Origin of the sequence: Stenotrophomonas sp. S41 (assembly GCF_016624625.1) — a bacterium.
Taxonomy (GTDB): Bacteria; Pseudomonadota; Gammaproteobacteria; order Xanthomonadales; family Xanthomonadaceae; genus Stenotrophomonas.
On sequence record NZ_JACVTV010000076.1, the window covers coordinates 1 to 20,947 of the forward strand.

A 20,947-nucleotide genomic window follows, 5' to 3' on the forward strand; every position below is an offset into this window, starting at 1 on the left:
CGTTTGAGCCTGAAGTCGTCCTTGCCTAGGCAAGGACAACACGGTATCTACTTCGAGGGCGAGTTGGTCTCGGGGTCTTGGAGGGAGGCTTCCAGCAGGCTGATGTAGGTTTCCACGCGGACGCGCTGGCTTATCAGAAGCCATGCCATGACATACAGGAGCACCATGAAGAGGATGAGGATTCCGCCTGCCAGGCCCACATCGAAGACGCCTGCCCACCCGTTTTTCTGCCAGCTTCTGTACTGCACGTAGAAGGCAATCAAAAGTGGGAACGGACCCAGTCGCTGCACACCGCCATACAGCAGGCCCATGCGGTCGACCATGCTTGTTCTTAGGCTGCTTACGAAGCGCAGGCGCTGCTCACGTTGGCTCCGTGGGAACTGACGAATATCGGCAAGCACGGATTCCCATTGCAGATATTCGCTGTCCATCTCCTTGGCGTGGGACAGCCTGGGTTGCAAGTACTGCTGGTATTGCCTTTTTGCTGACAGAGCGCCATGGACGGCGAACCCGCCCACCTCAATCACCAGGCAGATGAGCGTGGCTGGCAGGAGGACACTGACCGGCACCCACCGATCGAGTAGCAGCCCGGCGACCAGTCCGACCGCGCCCGCAATAGCGCCAACTCTCAGAGACCAGCGTTCGACCGGTCCTGCCTTTGGGTAGATGCTGTGGTCCACCAGTCCTTGAACCCGCTCGTAGAGCCATTGGAAGGTGAGGTGTTCTTCCGTCGCCACTTCTAGCTGGTCGGCGTCATTGCTCATCTGCACATCCATTGCGTTTTCCGTCCTGAAAGGCGCTTGTTGCCACCGCATCTTAGCCTTTGCGTGCCGGTGTCCGGCACGGGCCGGACTGTCCAGCAGCAGCGCGAAGCGCTGCTGGCGTTCAATCAGTTGCCGGGAGAAAGTCGAGCAAGCTCGACTCTACGAATCGCTTGCGTAGCGCCAGGCGACAGTGCTCTGCAGGTGCCGCAGCAGATGGTCGAGGAACACGCGCACCCGGGGCGCGAGCTGCTTGCCCGGTCCATGCACGGCACTCAGGGGTGAGGTGGCCAGTGCGTGGTCGGGCAGCACCTCCACGAGCCGCCCGGCCTTCAGATCCTCCGCCACATCCCAGATCGACTTTCGCGCAATACCGGCGCCCTGCACAGCCATCAACTGCGCCACTTCGCCGTCATCGCACAGCGTCGTGGCGTTGACCGGTACCGCAATGGTTCGGCCGCCCTCCAGGAAGCGCCAATGGCTGACAGGCGGGCTGCCGCTGGCGATGCAGTCGTGCCCCTGCAGATCGGCAATGCGGCGCGGTACGCCCCGCCGCTGCAGATAATCGGGGGATGCACAGAGCACCCGTCGGTTGGGTGCCAGCTGCCGTGCCACCAGACGCGAATCGTCCAGCGTGCCGTAGCGCAGGGCCAGCTCGATGCCCTCGCCCACCAAGTCCACCACTTCATCGCGTAGTGAGAGGTGCACCCGTACGGCTGGGTGGGCCTTCTGAAAGCCGCGCACCGCCGGCACCACGTGGCGACGGCCAAACCCGTTGGGCGCGGTCAGCCGCAGCACGCCGGCCACTACATCCTGGCGTTGCTCCAGCGCCGCTTCTGCGGCCTCCACGGCATCCAGCACGTTCTGGCAGTGCACCCGGAACAGTTGCCCCTCGTCAGTCAGTGAGGCGCGCCGCGTGCTGCGGTTGAGCAGACGCACTTTCAGCCGGCGCTCCAGCGAGGTCAGTCGCTTGCTGACCACCGCAAGGGATACTCCTAGGTCGCGCGCAGCGGCTGAAAGGCTGCCGCCGTGGACGATACGCTCAAAGGTACGCAGCTCTTGGAGGTCCTCGATCACGGCACTTCTTTCCGTTAGGGCAACAGTTCCTTTCCCATATTGCCATTACGGAAAGTGTGCTGCATCCACACAATGGGTTGATCGTGAATGCGCACGCGCTCGCGACAGCTCGCGCGTGATGCTTCACAACAGCCACCCTGCAGGTAGCCAGACCATGAAAGACGATCCCGACAAGACCCTGCCGGCGCTCACGCGCCGTCGCTTTTTCCAGGGCCTTACCCTTATTCCCGTTGCCGCGGCGCTGCCGGGCTGCGCCCCGGGCGATGCCCCCGGCCAGGCCGCGCCCCGCGCCGATGCGGTTACCCCATATGCCCCGCAGTTCTTCACAGCGGCTGAGTGGGCCTTCGTGGTGGCCGCCTGCGATCGGCTGATTCCCTCCGATGAGGTGGGGCCTGGCGCGGTGGAGTCTGGCGTGCCCGAGTTCTTGGACCGCCACATGCAAACGCCCTACGCCGCTGGAGACATCTGGTACATGCAGGGCCCCTTCCTGGAGGCACCCAGCGAATTTGGCTATCAAGGCAAGCTGGCGCTGCGCGACATCCTGCGTGTGGGCATCGGCGCGTTTGATGCGCAGTGCCGAGCGCAATACCAGGGCAAGACCTTTGCCCAGCTGAGCCATGCCGAGCAGGAGGCCCTGCTGAAGGCGGCGGAGAGCGGCAAGCTCGAGCTGGAAGGCATTTCCAGCAAGTTGTTCTTCTCCAACCTGCTGGGTGAAGTGAAGAACGGCTACTTCGCCGATCCCAAGTACGGCGCGAACAAGGACATGGGGGCCTGGAAGATGATCGGCTACCCCGGCATGCGCGCTGATTACCTGGATTGGATTGGTGTACGGGACAAGGCCTACCCCTTGCCGCCCGTGGATCTGGCTGGACGGAGAGGCTGAAGCACATGGCACTTGTGAAACCGAAGGTCGACGCGGTCATTGTCGGCATGGGCTGGACGGGCGCGATCCTGGCCAAGGAACTGACCGATGCCGGTCTGCACGTGGTGGCGCTGGAACGTGGCGGCGACCGCGATACCCAGCCTGATTTTGCCTACCCCAATGTGGTGGATGAACTGGAGGGCTCGGTACACCGCCGCTACCTGCAGAGCCTCTCGCAGGAAACGGTGACGATCCGCCACAAGACCTCCGATACGGCCGTGCCGTACCGGCAGATGGGCTCGTTCAAGCCGGGCACGGGTGTCGGCGGAGCGGGCAGCCACTGGTCGGGCGCGCATTTCCGCCCGCTGCCGGAGGACATGAAGCTGCGCAGCAACGTGGAAGAGCGGTATGGCAAGGCCTTCATTCCTGCCGACATGACCATCCAGGATTTCCCGGTGACCTACCCCGAGCTGGAGCCGCACCTGCACATGTTCGAGCTGGTCTGCGGCACCTCCGGCAAGGCCGGTGTCATCAACGGCGTGGTACAGCACGGCGGCAACCCGTTCGAGGGCTCGCGTTCGGCCGAATACCCGCTGGGCCCCAACCCGAACTACCTGGGCGGCGAGCTGTTCTACAAGGCGGCCAAGGAGATGGGCTGGCACCCCTACCCCATCCCGGCCTCCAATGCGTCCGGGCCCTACGTGAACCCCTATGGCTGCCAGCTGGGGCCGTGCAACGCCTGCGGCTTTTGCAGTGACTACGGCTGCCTGAATTATTCCAAGGCCAGCCCCAACGCCTGCATCCTGCCGGTGCTGCGCCATCGCCCGAAGTTCGAGCTGCGCACCCATTCGCAGGTGCTGAAGGTGAACCTGGATGGCAGCCGCAGCAAGGCCACGGGCGTGACCTATCTGGATGCGCAGGGCCGCGAGGTGGAGCAGCCGGCTGACCTGGTGCTGCTGTGTGCGTTCCAGCTCTACAACGTGCACCTGATGCTGCTGTCGGGCATCGGCCAGCCGTATGACCCGGAAAGCAACACCGGCACCGTGGGCCGCAACTACTCCTACCAGAACCTCAACCGGGTGGTGCTGTTCTTCGACGAGACGGTGCAGGCAAACGGCTTCATCGGCATCGGCGGTGCCGGCACCACAATGGACGACCTCAACGGCAACCAGCTGGACAACGCCAAGGCCGGCTTCGTCGGTGGCGGCCTGGTGTGGGCGCGGCAGCCCGGTGCGGGCCCGGTGCGTGGCATCAACGTGCCCAGCGGTACGCCCGCCTGGGGCGCGAAGTGGAAGAAGGCGGCGGCGGACAACTTCCGCCACAACTTCTATTACGAGGTGCAGGGCGCGTGCATGTCCTACCGGCAGCACTACTTGAGCCTTGACCCAACCTACAAGGATGCCTTTGGCCGGCCGCTGCTGCGCATGACCTTCGATTGGCACCCCAACGAGATCAAGGCCTCGCAGTTCTTCGTGGACAAGGCCATGCAGATGAGCAAGGTGCTGGACCCGCTTTCGATGAGCGGCGATGCCAAGAAGGACGGCGAGCGCTACAACATCACCAAGTACCAGAGCACGCACACCTGTGGCGGCGCGATCATGGGCGCGGACCCGAAGACCTCCGCGCTCAACCGCTACCTGCAGAGCTGGGATGTCTCCAATGTGTTCGTGATTGGCGCCAACGCCTTCCCGCAGAACAACGGCTACAACCCCACCGGCCTGGTGGGCGGGCTGGCGTACTGGGCGGCCACCGCCATCCGCGAAAAGTACCTGCCCGACCCGGGCCCGTTGGTGCAGGCCTGAGGACGCGACGATGAAGAAGCTGTTCCTCTGGATGGTGGCGGTTGGCCTGGTCGTGTTGCTGGCGGCCCTCGCCTACGCGTTTGTGCCGACCAAAACCCGTGTACTGACCGATGGCCCTGCGCCCGATGCGGCCCTGATTGAACGCGGCCGCTACCTGGCGGCGGCGGGCGACTGCACCGCCTGCCACACCCGGCCGGGCGGAAAGCCGTTTGCCGGCGGGCTGCCGGTGGCCTCGCCGCTGGGCAACATCTACAGCACCAACATCACCCCGGACAAGGACACCGGCATTGGTGGCTATTCGCTGGATGATTTTGACCGCGCGGTGCGGCATGGCATCGCACCCGATGGCCGCACCTTGTACCCGGCCATGCCCTACCCCTCGTATGCGCGCATCACCGATGAGGACGTGCGGGCGCTGCACGCGTACTTCCTGCATGGCGACATCGCGCCGGTGAAGGAGGCCAACAAGCCGGTTGAGATTACCTGGCCGCTGTCGATGCGCTGGCCGCTGGCCATCTGGCGCAAGACCTTCGCGCCGGAGGCGGATGCGGTGGCCTTCGATGCCAGCCGCTACGGCGATGCGCAGCTGGCACGGGGCGCGTACCTGGTGCAGGGCCTGGGCCATTGCGGCAGCTGCCATACGCCGCGTGGGTTTGCGCTGCAGGAAGAGGCGCTGGATGAATCCGATACCGCTTACCTGAGTGGTGGCCAGATTATCGACGGCTGGAATGCGGTGAACCTGCGTGGCAACCCTGCCGACGGCCTGGGCCGCTGGAGCGAGCAGGACATCGTGGACACGCTGCAGACTGGCCGCAACGCGCACAGCACCGTGGTGGGCACGCCGATGTCCGACGTAGTGGTGCACAGCACCCAGAAGCTGACCGAGGATGATCTGCGGGCGATGGCGGTGTACCTGAAGCAGCTGCCTGGCACCGGCCACGATCCTTCGTCGTTTGCCGCCAGCGATGTCACCGCGCGCAAGTTGCAGGCCGGCATCAACGACAGCCGCGGCGCCGAGCTGTTCGTGGACAACTGCGCGGCATGTCACCGTACCGATGCCCACGGTTACAAGGACGTGTTCCCGGCCATTGCAGGCAACCCAACCGTATTGGCTGACGACCCGACCTCGGTGGTGCGCCTGCTGCTGCACGGCAGTGCATTGCCTTCTACCGACAAACGTCCCTCCAATCTGGGCATGCCGGGCTTTGCGGATCGTCTGAGTGATGAAGAAATCGCCCAACTGGCGACCTTCATTCGCCAAGAGTTCGGAAATAAGGCGTCTGGAGTCGAGGAACGTCAAGCCAGATCGATTCGGGCGCAACTTGAGAAAGAGCAGAAACATGCTTCAGTTGCGCACGGGCCCACAGGAACGTCCTCTGAAAAGGCACCTGCAAAGTAGGAAGCGACGTAGTGGGTAGGTCTTCGCCAGGCGCTGACGAGCAACAATCACTGGGGCGTGCCATCAGGCGGGCAAGGATCAGACGCAAGCTCACCCAGATTGAGCTTGCGGTGCTGCTAGGCATGCACCGCACACAATTGGGTCATATTGAACAGGGGCGCAAAGACGTGCGTCTGTCGAGCTTGTTGCGAATTGCGCACGCGCTTGAGATCCCGGCCTCGATGCTGGTTCGAAGCGCGGAGCTCTAGTGATACTCCGTAGGGGATGGCGTGCATGGGGTTTGGTGCTCGGTCTGGGTCGTTTCCTGATAGCGGTACCGGGGCAGCCAGTGCTGCCCCGGTACCGCTATCAGTTGTGCATCAGTGCTCTGCGAGAGAGTCGGTGATGGCGCTAAGCAGCTCATCCGTGCTCAGCACCTGATGGGCGTAGGTGGGCCCGTCAATGTCCAGTGCAGCGTGCAATGCCTCAGGAGAGCGCGCGGAAGTGGCATCGCGGACCAGCGTAACGTGGAAGCCCAGTTCCATGCCGACTCGAGCGGTGGCCTCCAGGCAGGTGTTGGCCAGCAGGCCTACGCAGATGATTTTTTCTTTGCCGTAGCGCTTGAGCTGATGCTCCAGGTCCGTATTGGGGAATCCACTTGAGGCCCAATGCTCGGTTGCTACGACGTCTCCCGGCTGTACCTGGAAGTCGTCATGGAAGGTGCCGCCCCAGGTTCCCTTTGCAAAGGCTTGCCGCTCCCCCGCGCCCAGCTGATACGGCGACGGGTACTTCCAGTTCACATAGTCACCGGGCTCCCAGCGGTGGTGGGGCACGTGGTAGACCTTGATTCCGGCGGCGCGAGCGGCCTGAACGATCGCTCGCAGATTGGTGTGCATGTTGTTCTGAGCAGCGATGTCTTTGACCCAGGGAAACAGCTTTCCTCCGTCGGCGAGGAAGTCGTTGTAGAGGTCGATGCAAAGAAGTGCGGTGATTTCGGGTTCGTAGCGTGGATGCATGGGCGGTCTCTTTCGGATAATAGATTTCAATAGTCATCTATACGGGTGAAAAAATAGGCGCGGCGCGCCTATAGATTGTTACGGTAATCTATATGGCGTACAATGACAACTCGTTCGATGGGGTGGGCCTTCGTCATGATGCAGCAGCCGAGGAGCCTGAGGCGTGGAGGCTAGTGACTGGCACACGCCGCCCTGCCGACGCGGCGAGACCACAACTGCACGTGAAAAGCCGGTTGACCGAGGCGAAGCCCGCCAGTTCCAAGTTGGAGGGTGGCATGGTGACCTTGGAGTGCCTGACTAAGAACCAAGACGACAACGTATGTCAGCGCATGGTCATGACTCTCTTGGTCATGCGCAAACCGGAGCAGCAGTAATGCCCAGAGCATCCAAAGAGCAAGCTGAGCGTAACCGTGAGCGCGTGGTGGAGACTGCTGCGCGCCTCTTTCGTGAACGCGGGGTGGAGAATGTGTCCATCGGTGAGGTGATGGCCGAGGCTGGACTCACCCATGGCGGGTTCTACAAGCAGTTTGAGTCGAAAGAGGCACTCATCAACGAAGCGTTCGCGTTGGCATTCAGCCAGTCGTCGCGCACATGGGACGAAGTGACTAGACGGGTCGCTCGTGCAGAAGCACCAGCAACTGGCCTCAACGCCCTGGTGAAGCACTATCTGAAGGAGCGGCCACTTGAGCAGGCCTGTCCGATGCTCGCGTTTTCCTCTACAGCCTCAACGTCTGAGGTGTCCGCTGGGCTGGCCAGCTCATATCGCCGTGGGACAGAGGCGCTGTACGCGCAGTTCAAGCGGGAGATGCAGCAGACCCTTGGAGCGAGTGTTGAGCCAGATGAGCTAGAGACGCAGACAAATGTGATGTTCTCAGCCATGGTCGGAGCTGCGATGCTGGGGCGCGCAATGGGCGATACGCCGCTGAGCCGAGCATTGGCAGGGGCGATTACTGCCAGTGCCAGTGCCAGTGCCAGTGACGCTGGCGACTGAAACGTGGTGCGCATGGCTGACGGTGTTTTCCCTGCCCTGCTTGCCCTGGCTGCGCACAAACATTCTGAGGCGCTATGGCAAAGTCTCTATTCCGCGCCAAGTGGTACCGCTAAGCTTCGCAGATGATGATTCTGGTACGACATGCGGAGAGTGCGGCCAATGCGGGGCTGCTCACCAATAGCTGGATGGCATTGCTCTGACAGACCTGGGGGTTCGGCAAGCTGAGGACCTTGCAGAGAACTGGACCGGCCGGCCCGCGGCGATTGTGAGCTCCCCTTATGTGCGTGCCAGGCAAACGGCGGAGCCACTCGCCCGCCGGTTTGGTATGCCGATAGGCACGGCTTCCGTGCAGGAGTTCACCTACCTATCGCCGCCGAAGTGCGTGGGTACGACGGCTGCCTCCAGGCGCTCGTGGGTACTGGCGTATTGGGATCTCAGTGACCCTGACCACCGCGACGGTCCTGGCGCAGAAACCTTCCGGGAGTTTGTTGATCGGGCCAGGCGCTTGCTGGCAGATACCACGTGGCGCGACCGTGGAGAGGTCGTTATCTTCTGCCATGGCCAGTTCATGCAGATGGTGCGTTGGCTCCAAGAGCACCCAGCGCGACCGGTGGATTCCGAGGCAATGCGCCACTTCAGAACTGTGGATCTGAAGCAGCCAATTGAGCATTGCCAGCAGTATCGGATCTAAGCGGGCTGAGGTCTGGTTTGGAGTCGAGCAAGCTCGACTCTACTTTGCGGGTTCCTGGAGGGAGGCTTCCAGCAACGATACGTAGGTATCAAGCCGGGTTCGCTGGGCGATCAGAATCCATCCGACCAGGTACAGCAGCACCAGGGCGAAGATCAGGATGGCGCCCGCCCAGCCGATGTCGAAGACTCCCGGCCAATGCCCCAGCGCCAGCTGCGGAACTGCAGGTACAGCGCGATCAGGAGCGGAAATGGACCGAGGCGCTGCAGCCCTCCGTACATGATGCCCATGCGCTCGGTCATGCGGGTGCGCAGCGCGCTGACGTAGCGGAGCCGCTGCTCTCTATCTTCGCGCGGGAACGTGCAGAGTTCGGCAATGACGGACTGCCAATGCAGGAAATCGTTGTCCATTTCCCTGGCATGGGACAACCGGGGCTGGGAGTACTGACGGTACTCCCGTCGCAGGCTCAGGAATCCGCCAACCAGAAAGCCTCCGATTTCCACAATCAGGCAGGTAAGCGTCACTGGCAGAAGCACGATCGCAGGTATCCAGCGAACGAGCAGCAGGCCGCTGACCAGTCCGAGCAGCGCCGCCCCCACGCCTACACGGTATGACCATTTCTCAACCACGCCGGCCTTGGGGTAGATGGTCGTGCCCTTCAAACCCTGCACACGCGCGTACAGCCAGTGAAAGGTCAGCCCTTCGTCCGTCGGCTGGACCATGGTGGGGGTGTCGTCCAGATACTGCGTGTCCATTGCATTGCCCATGGTGGGTGGCGCTCCTTGCGGGTGGGGGAATATTAGTGGTGTGGAGTCTGCGGGGTCGAGAAAGCCCGATTCTACTGGCCTGGTCTCCGGCGTAGGGAAAGTCCGATTTCCGGCACCTCGCGCCAGCGCTAGACTTCGAACGCCTTCAACCGGAGCCGCCCGCCATGGATCAGGACCCGTACCGAGCAACCCCGCCCTTCCCAGGCCAACCGGCAGACAGCTGGGTCATTGAGATTCCAGGTTCGATCACTCGCCCCATCAAGTACATGTGGCTGATGCTTGCCGTGCTGAGCGTCATCTCGTTTGCTGCAGCCCTGCTGATGCTGTTCGCCATCCAGGGCCATGGGACCTTCATTGCAGCAGGCCTGGGGCTGACCACCTGCATGTATGTTCCCTTGGCGGTTGGCATCTACAAGCGCCTTCCACTGGTGGCCGTGGGCACGCTGATCATCAGTGTGATTGGATTGCTGGGAGCGTTCGTGAGGGCGGCGATGGGCGACGTGTCGGTGCCCGCGCTGGTCGTGTCCGCCGTGATGACGCTTATAAGTGTTCGCGGCACGATCGCCATCTATGCATTCCATCGCCTTGTAGCCGAGGCGCGTCGGCGGCCTCCGGGGCAGGAATCGGGTAATCACACGGCACCAGCGGGCAAGCCGGAGGCGTAGAGTCGATGGGCGGCGAAGCGGCAGGCTCGGGTGCTGTTCGGTGCTGCGCGCCGTAGCGGGCAGATGGCTCAGTCGAGCAAGCTCAAATCTACCGGACGGCGCTGTTGAATACGCGCGCGCACTGCCTCGATCAGCTCGGCCAGGCTTTCGTAACGCGGCACGCCATAGCGGTCGCCGGTGATGTCCAGGTTGCCTTTGCGCCAGAACCCTTCCGGTGCGGCAACCAGCAGCTTCCCGGAACGCGCATACAACCCGAACTCCAGCAAAGTGATGGGGCTCTGCGTGCCGGGGGCGAAGTACATCAGCACGATGTCCGCCTTCTCCAGCGCGGCAAGCTCCCACTGGACCTGCTGGCGGAAGTTCGCGTCGTCGGCGCTGGGCTTCCACGCGGGATTCCAGTCATCCCGACGTGGGTTGAGCATCAGCACGCCGTCATCTGCCAGCGCCTGCTGTACCTGCGCCTGCCAATCGCCAGCCTTGCCCATCTCGATGCTGCCGGCCAGGAACACGGTCACCCGACCGTCCGATGGCGGAAGCGGTGCGGGTGAGGTCACGGTCTGCGAGGGGGCCGCCCAGCAGATCATGGGAACTATCAGGGACAGCGGAAGGGCTAGGCGATGTTTCATGGGCGCGCAGTGCAGACGAGTAGGCGGCATTGTTGCATCTATTGATGAAAGCGGAACCGGACGCCAGTCGAGCAAGCTCGACTCTACGCGGCCGATGCGTCTCGTCAGAAATAGAACCCGACGTTTACGTTCAAGCGGGAGTGCCACTGGGAGGGCCCACCATCGTTGATGCCGATGCCATCGCCACCGGCAAACCACATGTTGCGACCGGCGATCCAGTCGACGTAGGTGGTCATGATGCCCTTCTGCAGGCTGCAGCCGGTGACGTTCTGCCAGGAGTCGCGCACGCCTGCGCTGTGCCCCATCGGGCGCGTCATGCTGATGTTGTTGTAACAGGTCAGATTGTCCAGCCTGCCCTTGCGTGCAAACGAGTACGCGACATTGGCGCTTGGCACATCGGCCTGTGCGGCAATCTCGAAAGGCGCCTGGAAAGCCGACATCCCAATACGATCGCCGGGGATGTCATACCGGTAGCGCGCCCATTGCAGCTGCGTCGTCCAGCCATCGCGCTTCCACTGTGCGTGGACGGCAGCGCCCTGGTGGCCATGATGGCGGCGCGTCTGCGTGTTCTGGACCTTGCCTGCAAAGGCTGATGCGCCCAGCAGCAGCTCGCCGCCTGCCCAGCTGTGCGTCTGCTCTACCCGTGCATGAAGCCGCTGCCGCTCGCGATACGGCAGCGTGTCGGTCTGCGCCACATCGAACGAATAGCGGTCGTAGCGGGCACCGGAGCCGTATTCGTCCCCGGAGAACCAACCAACATGCCAAGTGGTGTCGCCATGGGTGTGGACTACTACGACCCCGGGGTCGTAGTCATCCTCGATACCCAGATAGTAGCCGGAGCCGAACCAGAAACTCTGCGATGCCGTTGGCAACAGCCCGAACGGCACCTGCTGGATGCCGGCTTTCAGCTGGGTCTGCTCGGAAAACTGCCAGCCGGCGTAGGCATGGTGCACGGCATGGAAGCCGTCATACCAGCGGTACTGGGCGGAAAGTGAGAATGGACCGACTCCCGTGTCGATGTCCGCCTGCAACAGCTCCAGCTGCAGGCGGCTGGTCGGCGCGTAATCGAGCCAGCCATAATTGAACCGTACGGCACCACCGGGTTCGAAATAAGGTGCTGCATCCGGGCCACGCTCTGATGCGCGGGCGTGGAATGCGGTAGTGGCCAGCATGCTGGCGGCAATCAAGGAAATGGCTCTCACGATGGCGCCACCTGCCTTCCTGTTATGCGGGGAAAGCGCCTTATTGTGCTGCGTTCGCGATGAAGGGCGTGTCTGCCGCCAGGATTCTGCTAGGCGCCCGACCGCCCACGCTGCTCACGGCAGCGGTCGGAGCAATAACGCACGTTCTCCCAATCCCGCGCCCATTTGCGGCGCCAGGCGAACGGTCGGCCACAGGTCGCACAGATCTTCTGCGGCAGGTCTGCTCGCTTCTTCATCTTTGCCATAGTCCCTCACCTACGCGGTGAACGCGGAATCGGATGCATCCAGAGCGGCCCCCGCTGCGTAGATGTTCAGGTAGTCGACACCCCTTCCGCCATGAGCCCGATGTCCCTGCCCTCGCCCGCGCCGCTGATGCCGCCTGTAACCTGCCTGCGCCTGGTGCTGGGTGACCAGCTCAATCCTGCCCATTGGTGGTTTGCCGAACGGTCGGACGATGTGGTGTATGTGTTGATGGAGATCCGCCAGGAAACGGATTATGTGCTGCATCACGCACAGAAGATCCTGGCCATCTTCGCTGCGATGCGCCGTTTCGCCGCGCAGTTGCGAGAGGCTGGGCACCGGGTCTGCTACCTGGCTATCGATGACCCTGCAAACCGGCAATCGTTGCCCGCCAATCTGAGCCTGATACTGCAGCAGCACGGGGCCAGCCAGCTGGAATACCAGGCGCCGGACGAATGGCGATTGGATCAGCAGCTGCGCCAGTACGCGGCGCGGCAGGCCATTACGGTGCGTTGCGTGGACAGCGAGCACTTCCTGACCACTCGCGATGAAGTGGCGCAGTTCTTCGGCAACCGAGGCAGCGAGCGCTGGACGATGGAGGTGTTCTACCGCTACATGCGGCAGCGCCATGGCGTGCTGCTCGAACCTGATGGCGCACCGTTGGGGGGCCGCTGGAACTTCGATGCGGACAACCGCAAGCCGTGGCCGGGCGACCCGCCCGAGCCGCCGGACCTGCGGCCCAGCCACGATCACAGCGCGCTGTGGCAGACGATCCGCGATGCCGACGTCGCCAGATTTGGCAGTCCCGATGCGCATGCGCTGCGTTGGCCGCTGGATCGGACCGAGGCTCTGCAGCAGTTCGACGCCTTCCTTGAACATGGCCTGCCGCATTTTGGCGACTACCAGGATGCGATCAGCGCGCAGGCGTCACGCCTGTTCCACTCGCTGCTGTCGTTTTCCTTGAACGTGAAGATGCTCTCGCCCCGGGAGGTGCTTGCCAGGGTGGAGCTGGCAGGGCGCGAAGGTCGTGCGCCGCTTGCCTCGGTGGAGGGTTTCATCCGCCAGATTCTGGGATGGCGCGAGTATGTCCGCGGCGTGTACTGGGCACAGATGCCGGGCTACGAGCACAACAACGCGTTCGGCCATACCCGCCCGTTGCCGGAGTGGTTCTGGACCGGCAACACGCGCATGGCGTGCGTGCGCGCTGCGATCGGCCGCTCGCTGGCCAATGCCCACGCCCACCATATCGAACGCCTGATGGTGATCGGTAACTTTTCCCTGCTCGCCGGGCTAGATCCGCACGCCCTGCACCAGTGGTACCTGGGCATCTACATCGACGCGTTCGAGTGGGTAGAGCTGCCCAACACGGTGGGCATGAGCCAGTTCGCCGACGGAGGCCTGTTGGCGACCAAGCCCTATATCTCCACTGCCGCCTACCTTCACCGCATGGGCGACCATTGCGGCCGATGCCCGTATCGCCAGAATCAGCCCACCGGGCCAAGGGCCTGCCCGTTCAATGCGCTTTATTGGGATTTCCTCGCACGGAATGGGCAGCAACTCAGCGGCAACCCCCGCCTGGAGATGCCCTACCGGCAGCTGGCACGTATGCCCGCCAGCAAGCGCGATGCGATTGCCCAGCAGGCCGAGACGCTGCTGCGCAATTTGGATGCGCTGTAGCCTGCAATGAAGCGTTCAGCGCTTCTGTGCACCTGCACTCAACCTTGTCGCAGCCGGCTGTAGGCTGAGGGCTCCTGCCGTCTGAGGTCGCACGCATGCCCTCCCCTGACCGACCTGCCGGATGTGCCCTGTGCCGGGATGCGGCGCCGCTGCCGTTTGAGTTCAGCTACGCGTTCCAGCCGATCGTGGATATCCGTGCGCGCAGGATCTTCGCGCACGAAGCGCTGGTACGCGGTCCGGCCGGCGAGTCTGCCCATTCGGTGCTTTCGCAGGTAGTTGCTGAGAACCAGTACTCGTTTGACCAGGCCTGCCGCGAGAAGGCGATACGGATTGCGGCCTCGCTGCAGATGCAGTCGCATCTTTCGATCAACTTCCTGCCCAATGCGATCTATCGGCCAGAGGTGTGCATCCGCTCCACGCTGGAGGCTGCTCGCCGGTATGGTTTCCCGATCGAGCGCATCATCTTCGAGACGGTGGAGGGCGAGAAGATCGACGATGGCAAATGGCTGGCTGAGATTCTCACGGAGTACAAGCGGATCGGTTTCAAGACGGCCATCGATGACTTCGGCGCGGGATTTGCGGGCCTGAACCTGCTGGCTGATTTCCAGCCCGACATCGTCAAACTGGATATGGCCCTCGTTCAAGGCGTGGACCGCAGTCGTCCCCGGCGCGCGATCATTGCCCGGGTGGTGGCGATGTGCAGCCAGCTGTCCATCGACGTGATTGCAGAGGGCATAGAAACGGCCGATGAAGCGCACTGCCTGTCCGATCTGGGCATCACGCTGATGCAGGGGTACTGGTTTGGGCGGCCGAAGTTCGAGACGGCTGCCAGCGATGTCGATATCGCGTGGGGAGGTTGAGCAGGAGCGCCCGTCCTTACTATGGCTCCGGCGGGGTAATGGTTACCCACGCATGGGCACCGGCCTGCCGCTGTTCGAGGTAACGCTGTGAAGCGCCCATCCCACGCACCATGCGCTCGATCAGGGCGATATCCGCGGTATCGTCGGTACCCGCGTACTGCTCAGGGTCCCGATTGATCTCCGCGCTGACGGCATGCAGTCTGTCGCCTTCTGACACGAAGTGAACCCGGGCGATGCAGACGCCGGTCCAGCTGCGGTGCATGTAGAGCGCATTTCCCTGGTAGTAGAGGAACCACTTGTCCTCCATCTCCAAGGGCAGGAGCCCGTGGCGCACGCACGCCGACTCCGCGGCATCGAGGTCAAAGTCGAGCTTCAGTGCAACATGGCGGGCGGGGAGCGGCTTGTTTTTCCAGTCAGCAGCGGTGGCGATGGTGGGCATCATGAACCTTCGGAGGGGTGGGGGGGGGGGGGCCCCCCCCCCCGGGGGGGGGGGGGCCGGCCCGGGGGCCCCCACTACCTGGGAAGGAGACAGATTTTACCCAGCCAGGGTGAAGACCGAGCCCGAGTCTACTCGGATGTTGGCGCCGTTGATGAAACTGGCGCGCTCGGAACACAGCAGGAGGACAGCGGCGGCAACCTCTTCCGGGCGCCCGCGGCGCTTGAGCACCATGCCGGGGCGCTCTTCGTCCAGGAAGGTACGGATGGCCTCCTCGAACGACATGCCCTTTTCCTTGGCGCGCTTGTGCATCATCGCGTCGGTCATCGGCGTATGGATGAAGGCCGGAGACACGCTATTGATCATGATGTTGTCCTTGCCGTACTGCTTGGACAGGCCCTTGGCCAAGCTGAGCACGCCCGCCTTCGAGGCGCAGTAAGGCAGCTCGTCGGTATACGGCTGCACGGCATCTTCCGAGGCGAACAGCACGATGCGACCCCAGCCCTTGGCGCGCATTGCGGGGATGGCCTGGCGGCACATGCGCACCGCCCCCATCAGGTTGATGTCCAGCGTACGCAGCCAGCCATTGTCGTCCACATCAAGGAAATCGCCGGTGGCGCCAGTGACGCCCGCGGCGTTGACGTAGATGTCAGGGTCGCCGAGTTCGTTGCGCACCGTGGCCCAGATGCGTTCCACATCCTTGGCTTCGGTGACATCACCGGCAACGGCGATCACTTCGCCCAGCGGCGACAGTTCCTGCAGGGCTTCGTCGAGGGTGCCATCGGGTACATCGGTGATGGCCACGCGTACCCCGGCCTGCAGCATTTCGCGTGCGGTCTGTTTGCCCATGCCCGAATCGGCGCCACTGACCAGGGCAATGCGCCCTGCTATTCCGAGATCCATGATGTGTCCTTCGTTGGGGGGGAAGTGGTGCTGCGCGATGGCCGTGTCTGCAGGAACCGCTCGGCGGTGCGCAGAGCCAGTGCCATCTGGGTCAAGGCCGGGTTTGCGGCCAAGGCGCTGGGGAAGGTTGAGTTGTCGCAAATGAAGAGATTGGGGATGTCGAAGCTGCGGCCGTCGGCATCCACCACGGCGGTGTCGGCCGAGTCGCCCATGCGGCAGGTACCCAGGGTGTGGGCCGAGCGCGCGGCGGCGAAGATGCCGGTGGCACCTGCTGCTTCCCATATTCGGGTCAGCTGGCTCTGGGCGTGTGCGTCCAGTGCCTTTTCGTTGGGGCCATAGCTGAAATCGACCCGCGCGCGGCGCATGCCGAAGGCATCACGTTCATCACTGAGGGTCAGCTGGTTCCCCTCCTGCGGCAGGCACTCGCCGTTGATGCCGATGCCGGCCAGGTGCCGGTAGGAAGACAGTGCATCCATCAGCGGCTGGCCCCACAGCCCTGCGCCGCGGGCCAGAGTGTTGGCCAGTGTGGCGGGCTGCACGCCCAGGCTCTGCACCAGGTAGCCGCCGGCGAACGAGGCATCATCCGGGCGCACGAAATCCTCGGTGATGAGCGAGGACGGGTAACCGCGGTTCATGCACATGTCCGCGTCAAAGAACCCCCACACTTGGGTTGCTACGTGGGCCATGAAGTTGCGACCGACCTGGCCACTGCTGTTGGCCAGCCCCAGGTTGAGCAGGAGGCGTGGGGTCTCTACGCCGCCGGCGCACAGGAAGGCGGCAGCGCATTTCACCCGGTGCAGGCGGTGTTCGCGTTGGTAGACGATTGCGCTGATACGGCCCAGGGTATCGCGCTCCAGGTCCACCACGCGACTTTGGTCGCGGATGACCGCGCCGTGCGCCTTCGCCCACGGCAGCCAGGAGGTATCCATGCTGGCCTTGGCGCCATTGCTGCATCCCTGATGACAGGCGCCACAGTGGTTGCAGGCCTGGCGCATACCCCAGTGCGCCTGCTGGCGGGCCTGGCTGACCAGCGCAGCGGGCGCGTCGGTAGCGATGATGCCCAGCACATCGCAGCCGCGCTGCATGGCCTGGGCCGAGGCGTTGCGCAGCACGGGCGGATAGCCGTACTGGCGCGCCGGGTCCCACGGATAGTGCGCGGGGCCCGAGACGCCGATGAACGTCTCGACGCGCTGCACATAGGCCATCAACTCTGCATCCGCGATGGGCCAGTCCGCTCCCTGCCCTGTCAGCGACCGCAGGCGCAGGTCGCGCGGATCGGGACGCGGGCAGAACGCGCCCCAGTGCAGGGTGGAACCGCCGACGCCCTGGCCGGAATTATTGGCGCCGAAGGCCGTCGGAGTCTGGCCACCACTGAGGCGCTCTTCCGTCCAGTAGATATCCGTCGCCAGTTCGTCGGCGAGGTGATCATCCGGCGTGAATGTGCGGCCGGCTTCCAGCACCAGCACCGATACGCCCGCCTCCGCCAGGCGGGCCGCCAGAGGGGCACCGCCGGCGCCGCTGCCGATGATGACGGCATCGAACGATTCATGCTTCCCGTCGTTGCGGTGGGTTCGATTCAGCATGGCAGCTGCCACCCGTCGATGACCCCAGCCTGTGTGTGCTCATAGCCGGGGCTGTACGCACCTTTGCCACCCACAGCGAAACCGTCGTAGCCGATGGAGGCCCACGTCGACGGAAGGCTCATCCAGGTTCTGGCAAACAGCGCCCTCGCATCTTCAAACCAAAGTGCCCACTGCGCAGGGTCAAGCGCAGCGCTTGCGGGCGCGGCGGCGCTCTGCCGTTGCACCTGTTCCAGCAGTGCCTGCTGTGCGGCGGGCGAAAGCGTGCTGAATCCATTGGCTGCGGCATCCAGCTGATCCAGCGCCTGCGCCCAGGCATCCGCATCCTGTGGCAGGTCGGCAAAACGCCAGCCGTCGCTCTCGTGATTCACCAGTGCGTGGCCGACGCGCAGTGCGAGATCATGGGCATCTGCGCCGGGTAACAGTCGTGCCGCCAAGGCAGCGAGCACACCCAGACGGCGTGCGGGCAGCGCAGACTCGGTAAGCGGCAGCGGCATGGCATGTCGGGCCAGCAGACGGGCCCGCATGCGCGGTGCAACCCGTTCGGCATCCAGCAACTCGATGAATGCCGGCGGCAGCGCGCGTGCAGCCAATGGCAGTGCCCACGCCGCAATGCGGTGGGCAAGCCACTCCGGCTGCTCGACGGGAATCAGATGCGCAGCGTCCGGCGCGATGTCAACGGTTGCGCGCATGTAATGCGGCGCGTTCAGTGCACGCTGGGCGGCTTCACCGAGGTCGCCATCCTCTGCGCCTGCCAGTATCAGCGCAGGCACGTGCAGGTGGGCCGCTTCCTCCTGCCTATGTTCGCGACTACCCTGGTTCAGCCAGGCACGCCAGGCGATGGGATCGGTGCGCAGCACGTCGAGAATGGCGGCTTCGCGGGTGGCACCCTGCAGGGGTCGATGCGTGTTTGCGTCGATGAATGCTTCAGCATTGGCGCGGGCGGGTCCACCTTCGGCGAACCAGCCCAGCATCTCCTCGCGGCGCGACTCTTGCATGGGTTCGGGGCATGGGGGCGATGCGGCCACCAGCACCACGCCGGCCAGGCCTGCCAGGCCCTGTACCCCGTCGCGGCTGCGGGCGGCAAGCAGCGTGGCGATCTTGCCACCCATGCTGTGGCCCACGGCGAACCAGCAGGTGGGCGCACGTGCGATGACTTCCTGCTGGAACCAGTCCACGAGGGCATCGATGTCGGTCGCGCTGCCTGCGGAGGTTCCGCCAAAGCCAGGTATGTCCAGTGCGACGCACTCGAATTGATTTCCGAGGACGCGTTGCACCGCGTCCCACTCCCGATGGCTGGCGCCCAGGCTGTGCAGGAGGAAAAGTGTGGGACGTTGCATGCAGACCTCAGCGTGTAGCGGCGCGAGCATGGTCGTCGGTGTGTCCATGGAGCGTGCATGCGGGTGTCAACGGCGCGCAATGATCACGTGGCGTTGAACACTGCCTCACCCCGTTTGCGCATGCGGCTCCCTAGTTTCGATGCACCCCACGTCTGAGATGTCCATCATGTGCACCCCTGTTGCTGTTCCGGCAGCCTTGCACGCTTGCCGGAGGGTGCGTTGATGTCGACGTTGCCCGAGGCTGCCTCCCTTGATGAAACGAAGATCGCCGCATCACCGGTCGCAAGTGAGCGCAGGCGCAACGGCGCGCTGCCCATCGAACAATACTCTGCGCTGGGCGAAGGGCGTTCCGTCGCCTTGACCGGCTGCGACGGTTCCATCGATTGGTGGTGTGCGCCCAACATGGACAGCCCGCCGTTGTTTGATCGCCTGCTGGACGGCAGCCATGGTGGCTACTTCAGCATTGCACCCACCGAGCCTTGCACCGTCCAACGCCATTACCGGGCGGAAAGCAACGTGCTGGAGACGATCTTCACGACGGCGTCCGGCCGCGCGTCGCTGACGGAATCGCTGAACAGCGGCAACGCCGGTCGCCTGCCCTGGTGCGAACTGGCGCGCCGCATCGAGGGCCTGGAGGGCGAGGTGCGTTTTGCCGTGCACATGTTCCCGAGCACGCGTGCGCAATCAGCCAGCCCCTACTGTTCGTCCATTGGCGAGCACACGGTCTTCCATGTGCAGCGGCTGCTGGGTGTTGTGATCCATCATCCGGCGCTGCAGCTGCAGTGGTCCGACGAAGGTGCACGCGGTGAATGCACGGTCAGTGCCGGTGAGCGGGTGACGGTAGCGCTTGTGGTCGGCGAGGATGAGCCACTGGTGGCGCCGTCGGTTGAGGAAGTGGACGGCCGCATCGACCTGACCGATCGGGAATGGAAGGCGTGGGCACGTAATGTGTCCTACGACGGCTGGGACCGCGCCACGTTCGTGCGAAGCACGCTGGCCCTCAAACTGCTGCTGTACTCGCCCTCGGGCGCCATTGCCGCTGCCGCCACGACCTCGCTGCCAGAGCGGATTGGCGGCGACAAGAATTTCGACTATCGCTACGCGTGGGTGCGCGATGCGGGTTACACGATCCAGGCGTTTCTGGCCGCAGGTCTGGAGGCGGAATCCAAAGCGGCATTCACCTGGCTGCTGCGTCAGCTGCGCCGCCATGGGCCGAAGGTCGTATTCACCCTGGACGGTGAGATGGTCGAGCCGGTGCAGGAACTGCCCATGCACGGCTACCGCGATACGCAGCCAGTGGTGAAAGGCAATCTTGCTGGCGACCAGCACCAGCATGGCATCTACGGCGACATCTTCGAGACCGCGTTCTGTTTCGTGGCGGCCGGCAACATTCTGGATGGAGCCAGCGCGGAGCTGCTTTCCCGCATTGCCGACCTTTGCGCGGACCACTGGCGCGCGAAGGATTCCGGTATCTGGGAATTGCCTGAGCTGGAGCACTACACGATGTCCAAGATCAGCTGCTGGCAGGCGCTGGCGCGGGCGGTCGAGCTGGCCGACCAGGGCCAGCTGCCGACCACGTGCCGCGACCGCTGGCAACGCGAGCGCGACCGCATCAGTGACTGGATCGAAACCCATTGCTGGTCCGATGACCTGCAGGCCTTCGAGATGTACCCCGGCAGCGGCAAGCTGGACGCGGCGCTTGCACTGGCAGTGCGCTTCCGCTTCGACGGCAGGGACCGCCTGCTGGCTACGCTGCGCGCCATCGACCGCGAGCTGGGCCAGTCGGACTTCCATTACCGCTACTCGGGCATGCCGGAAGAAGAAGGCTGCTTCATCGCCTGCTCCTACTGGATGGCTGAGGCCTACGCACGGCTGGGCTTCGTCGAGGACGCCCGCGCCCGTGTGGATGCCCTGAACGGCGCGCTTGGCCGCTGCCAGGGCGTGCTCAGCGAAATGGTGGACCCGGCCACGGGCCACTACCTCGGCAACATTCCGCAAGGCTTGAGCCACCTGGCCCAGGTGATGGCCATGGCCACCATTGCAGACACCCAAGGCTGCCCCTGAGCGGCCCACCCT

18 protein-coding genes and 1 pseudogene are annotated in these 20,947 nt (G+C 63.8%); 8 read left to right on the forward strand and 11 right to left on the reverse strand.

Annotated elements, in window-relative coordinates; genetic code table 11:
• Positions 1-47: 47 nt before the first annotated feature.
• Both IAE56_RS14910 and IAE56_RS14915 read right to left on the reverse strand, forming a co-directional pair.
• Entirely contained in the window at positions 48-764 is a 717-nt protein-coding gene (locus IAE56_RS14910) for a hypothetical protein (RefSeq protein ID WP_200753052.1), read from the reverse strand.
• A 159-nt stretch (positions 765-923) separates the two neighbouring features.
• Positions 924-1,838: a LysR family transcriptional regulator gene (locus IAE56_RS14915; protein WP_200753053.1), complete on the reverse strand. Its 915-nt coding sequence runs from the start codon at positions 1,836-1,838 to the stop codon at positions 924-926.
• Positions 1,839-1,992: 154 nt separating this feature from the next.
• Here IAE56_RS14915 and IAE56_RS14920 point away from each other — a divergent pair, with 154 nt between their 5' ends.
• The 3 genes from IAE56_RS14920 to IAE56_RS14930 are packed head-to-tail and all read left to right on the forward strand — an operon-like array spanning position 1,993 to position 5,901.
• Positions 1,993-2,721, forward strand: a complete 729-nt coding sequence (locus IAE56_RS14920; RefSeq protein ID WP_200753054.1) for a gluconate 2-dehydrogenase subunit 3 family protein — start codon at positions 1,993-1,995, stop codon at positions 2,719-2,721.
• Positions 2,722-2,726: 5 nt separating this feature from the next.
• Entirely contained in the window at positions 2,727-4,502 is a 1,776-nt protein-coding gene (locus IAE56_RS14925; RefSeq protein WP_200753055.1) for a GMC family oxidoreductase, read from the forward strand.
• A gap of 10 nt (positions 4,503-4,512) precedes the next feature.
• On the forward strand, positions 4,513-5,901 hold the full coding sequence (locus IAE56_RS14930) for a cytochrome c (protein WP_200753056.1): 1,389 nt from the start codon (positions 4,513-4,515) through the stop codon (positions 5,899-5,901).
• Between the two features lie 359 nt (positions 5,902-6,260).
• Here IAE56_RS14930 and IAE56_RS14940 read toward each other — a convergent pair whose 3' ends face one another.
• On the reverse strand, positions 6,261-6,896 hold the full coding sequence (locus IAE56_RS14940; protein WP_200753058.1) for an isochorismatase family cysteine hydrolase: 636 nt from the start codon (positions 6,894-6,896) through the stop codon (positions 6,261-6,263).
• Between the two features lie 373 nt (positions 6,897-7,269).
• Here IAE56_RS14940 and IAE56_RS14945 point away from each other — a divergent pair, with 373 nt between their 5' ends.
• Positions 7,270-7,887 (forward strand): TetR family transcriptional regulator, encoded by a 618-nt coding sequence (locus tag IAE56_RS14945; protein WP_200753059.1) that lies wholly within the window; start codon positions 7,270-7,272, stop codon positions 7,885-7,887.
• Between the two features lie 843 nt (positions 7,888-8,730).
• Here the strand turns inward: IAE56_RS14945 and IAE56_RS14955 are convergent.
• Positions 8,731-9,342 (reverse strand): hypothetical protein, encoded by a 612-nt coding sequence (locus IAE56_RS14955; RefSeq protein WP_234456105.1) that lies wholly within the window; start codon positions 9,340-9,342, stop codon positions 8,731-8,733.
• A 164-nt stretch (positions 9,343-9,506) separates the two neighbouring features.
• On the opposite strand from IAE56_RS14955, the gene IAE56_RS14960 reads away from it, so the two are divergent.
• Positions 9,507-10,007, forward strand: a complete 501-nt coding sequence (locus tag IAE56_RS14960) for a hypothetical protein (protein WP_200753060.1) — start codon at positions 9,507-9,509, stop codon at positions 10,005-10,007.
• A 68-nt stretch (positions 10,008-10,075) separates the two neighbouring features.
• Here IAE56_RS14960 and IAE56_RS14965 read toward each other — a convergent pair whose 3' ends face one another.
• The 3 genes from IAE56_RS14965 to IAE56_RS14975 all read right to left on the reverse strand — a co-directional run bounded on the left by IAE56_RS14965 (position 10,076) and on the right by IAE56_RS14975 (position 12,080).
• Positions 10,076-10,522, reverse strand: a complete 447-nt coding sequence (locus tag IAE56_RS14965) for a nucleoside 2-deoxyribosyltransferase domain-containing protein (RefSeq protein ID WP_200753061.1) — start codon at positions 10,520-10,522, stop codon at positions 10,076-10,078.
• Between the two features lie 215 nt (positions 10,523-10,737).
• Positions 10,738-11,835 carry a hypothetical protein gene (locus IAE56_RS14970; RefSeq protein WP_200753062.1) on the reverse strand — a complete coding sequence of 366 codons (1,098 nt, stop codon included), beginning with the start codon at positions 11,833-11,835 and terminating at the stop codon, positions 10,738-10,740.
• 89 nt (positions 11,836-11,924) lie between these two features.
• Positions 11,925-12,080, reverse strand: a complete 156-nt coding sequence (locus IAE56_RS14975) for a DUF2256 domain-containing protein (RefSeq protein WP_200753063.1) — start codon at positions 12,078-12,080, stop codon at positions 11,925-11,927.
• A 100-nt stretch (positions 12,081-12,180) separates the two neighbouring features.
• Between IAE56_RS14975 and IAE56_RS14980 the strand changes: the two genes are divergently transcribed.
• Entirely contained in the window at positions 12,181-13,752 is a 1,572-nt protein-coding gene (locus IAE56_RS14980) for a cryptochrome/photolyase family protein (protein ID WP_234456106.1), read from the forward strand.
• Between the two features lie 95 nt (positions 13,753-13,847).
• A complete protein-coding gene (locus IAE56_RS14985) occupies positions 13,848-14,612 on the forward strand; it encodes an EAL domain-containing protein (protein WP_200753065.1) in 765 nt (254 codons plus the stop codon).
• A gap of 19 nt (positions 14,613-14,631) precedes the next feature.
• Here the strand turns inward: IAE56_RS14985 and IAE56_RS14990 are convergent, their stop codons facing one another.
• The 4 genes and pseudogenes from IAE56_RS14990 to IAE56_RS15005 all read right to left on the reverse strand — a co-directional run bounded on the left by IAE56_RS14990 (position 14,632) and on the right by IAE56_RS15005 (position 18,871).
• Positions 14,632-15,051 (reverse strand): hypothetical protein, encoded by a 420-nt coding sequence (locus IAE56_RS14990; protein WP_200753066.1) that lies wholly within the window; start codon positions 15,049-15,051, stop codon positions 14,632-14,634.
• Between the two features lie 96 nt (positions 15,052-15,147).
• Positions 15,148-15,951, reverse strand: coding sequence for an SDR family oxidoreductase (locus IAE56_RS14995; protein ID WP_200753067.1), 804 nt, complete (start codon positions 15,949-15,951; stop codon positions 15,148-15,150).
• 50 nt (positions 15,952-16,001) lie between these two features.
• Positions 16,002-17,534 (reverse strand): annotated as a pseudogene (locus tag IAE56_RS15000) (GMC family oxidoreductase); the annotation flags it as partial.
• Positions 17,528-18,871 carry an alpha/beta hydrolase gene (locus tag IAE56_RS15005; RefSeq protein WP_200753071.1) on the reverse strand — a complete coding sequence of 448 codons (1,344 nt, stop codon included), beginning with the start codon at positions 18,869-18,871 and terminating at the stop codon, positions 17,528-17,530. The gene IAE56_RS15005 and the pseudogene IAE56_RS15000, both read right to left, overlap by 7 nt.
• Positions 18,872-19,093: 222 nt before the next feature.
• On the opposite strand from IAE56_RS15005, the gene IAE56_RS15010 reads away from it, so the two are divergent.
• Positions 19,094-20,935, forward strand: a complete 1,842-nt coding sequence (locus IAE56_RS15010; protein WP_200753069.1) for a glycoside hydrolase family 15 protein — start codon at positions 19,094-19,096, stop codon at positions 20,933-20,935.
• The last annotated feature ends 12 nt before the right edge of the window (positions 20,936-20,947 follow it).

Coding starts and splice junctions, on each gene's coding strand:
- IAE56_RS14910 (WP_200753052.1), bottom strand. CDS start 764: ATGAGCAATGACGCCGACCAGCTAGAAGTGGCGACGGAAGAACACCTC.
- IAE56_RS14920 (WP_200753054.1), top strand. CDS start 1,993: ATGAAAGACGATCCCGACAAGACCCTGCCGGCGCTCACGCGCCGTCGC.
- IAE56_RS14925 (WP_200753055.1), top strand. CDS start 2,727: ATGGCACTTGTGAAACCGAAGGTCGACGCGGTCATTGTCGGCATGGGC.
- IAE56_RS14930 (WP_200753056.1), top strand. CDS start 4,513: ATGAAGAAGCTGTTCCTCTGGATGGTGGCGGTTGGCCTGGTCGTGTTG.
- IAE56_RS14940 (WP_200753058.1), bottom strand. CDS start 6,896: ATGCATCCACGCTACGAACCCGAAATCACCGCACTTCTTTGCATCGAC.
- IAE56_RS14945 (WP_200753059.1), top strand. CDS start 7,270: ATGCCCAGAGCATCCAAAGAGCAAGCTGAGCGTAACCGTGAGCGCGTG.
- IAE56_RS14955 (WP_234456105.1), bottom strand. CDS start 9,342: ATGGGCAATGCAATGGACACGCAGTATCTGGACGACACCCCCACCATG.
- IAE56_RS14960 (WP_200753060.1), top strand. CDS start 9,507: ATGGATCAGGACCCGTACCGAGCAACCCCGCCCTTCCCAGGCCAACCG.
- IAE56_RS14975 (WP_200753063.1), bottom strand. CDS start 12,080: ATGGCAAAGATGAAGAAGCGAGCAGACCTGCCGCAGAAGATCTGTGCG.
- IAE56_RS14980 (WP_234456106.1), top strand. CDS start 12,181: ATGTCCCTGCCCTCGCCCGCGCCGCTGATGCCGCCTGTAACCTGCCTG.
- IAE56_RS14985 (WP_200753065.1), top strand. CDS start 13,848: ATGCCCTCCCCTGACCGACCTGCCGGATGTGCCCTGTGCCGGGATGCG.
- IAE56_RS14990 (WP_200753066.1), bottom strand. CDS start 15,051: ATGCCCACCATCGCCACCGCTGCTGACTGGAAAAACAAGCCGCTCCCC.
- IAE56_RS14995 (WP_200753067.1), bottom strand. CDS start 15,951: ATGGATCTCGGAATAGCAGGGCGCATTGCCCTGGTCAGTGGCGCCGAT.
- IAE56_RS15005 (WP_200753071.1), bottom strand. CDS start 18,871: ATGCAACGTCCCACACTTTTCCTCCTGCACAGCCTGGGCGCCAGCCAT.
- IAE56_RS15010 (WP_200753069.1), top strand. CDS start 19,094: ATGTCGACGTTGCCCGAGGCTGCCTCCCTTGATGAAACGAAGATCGCC.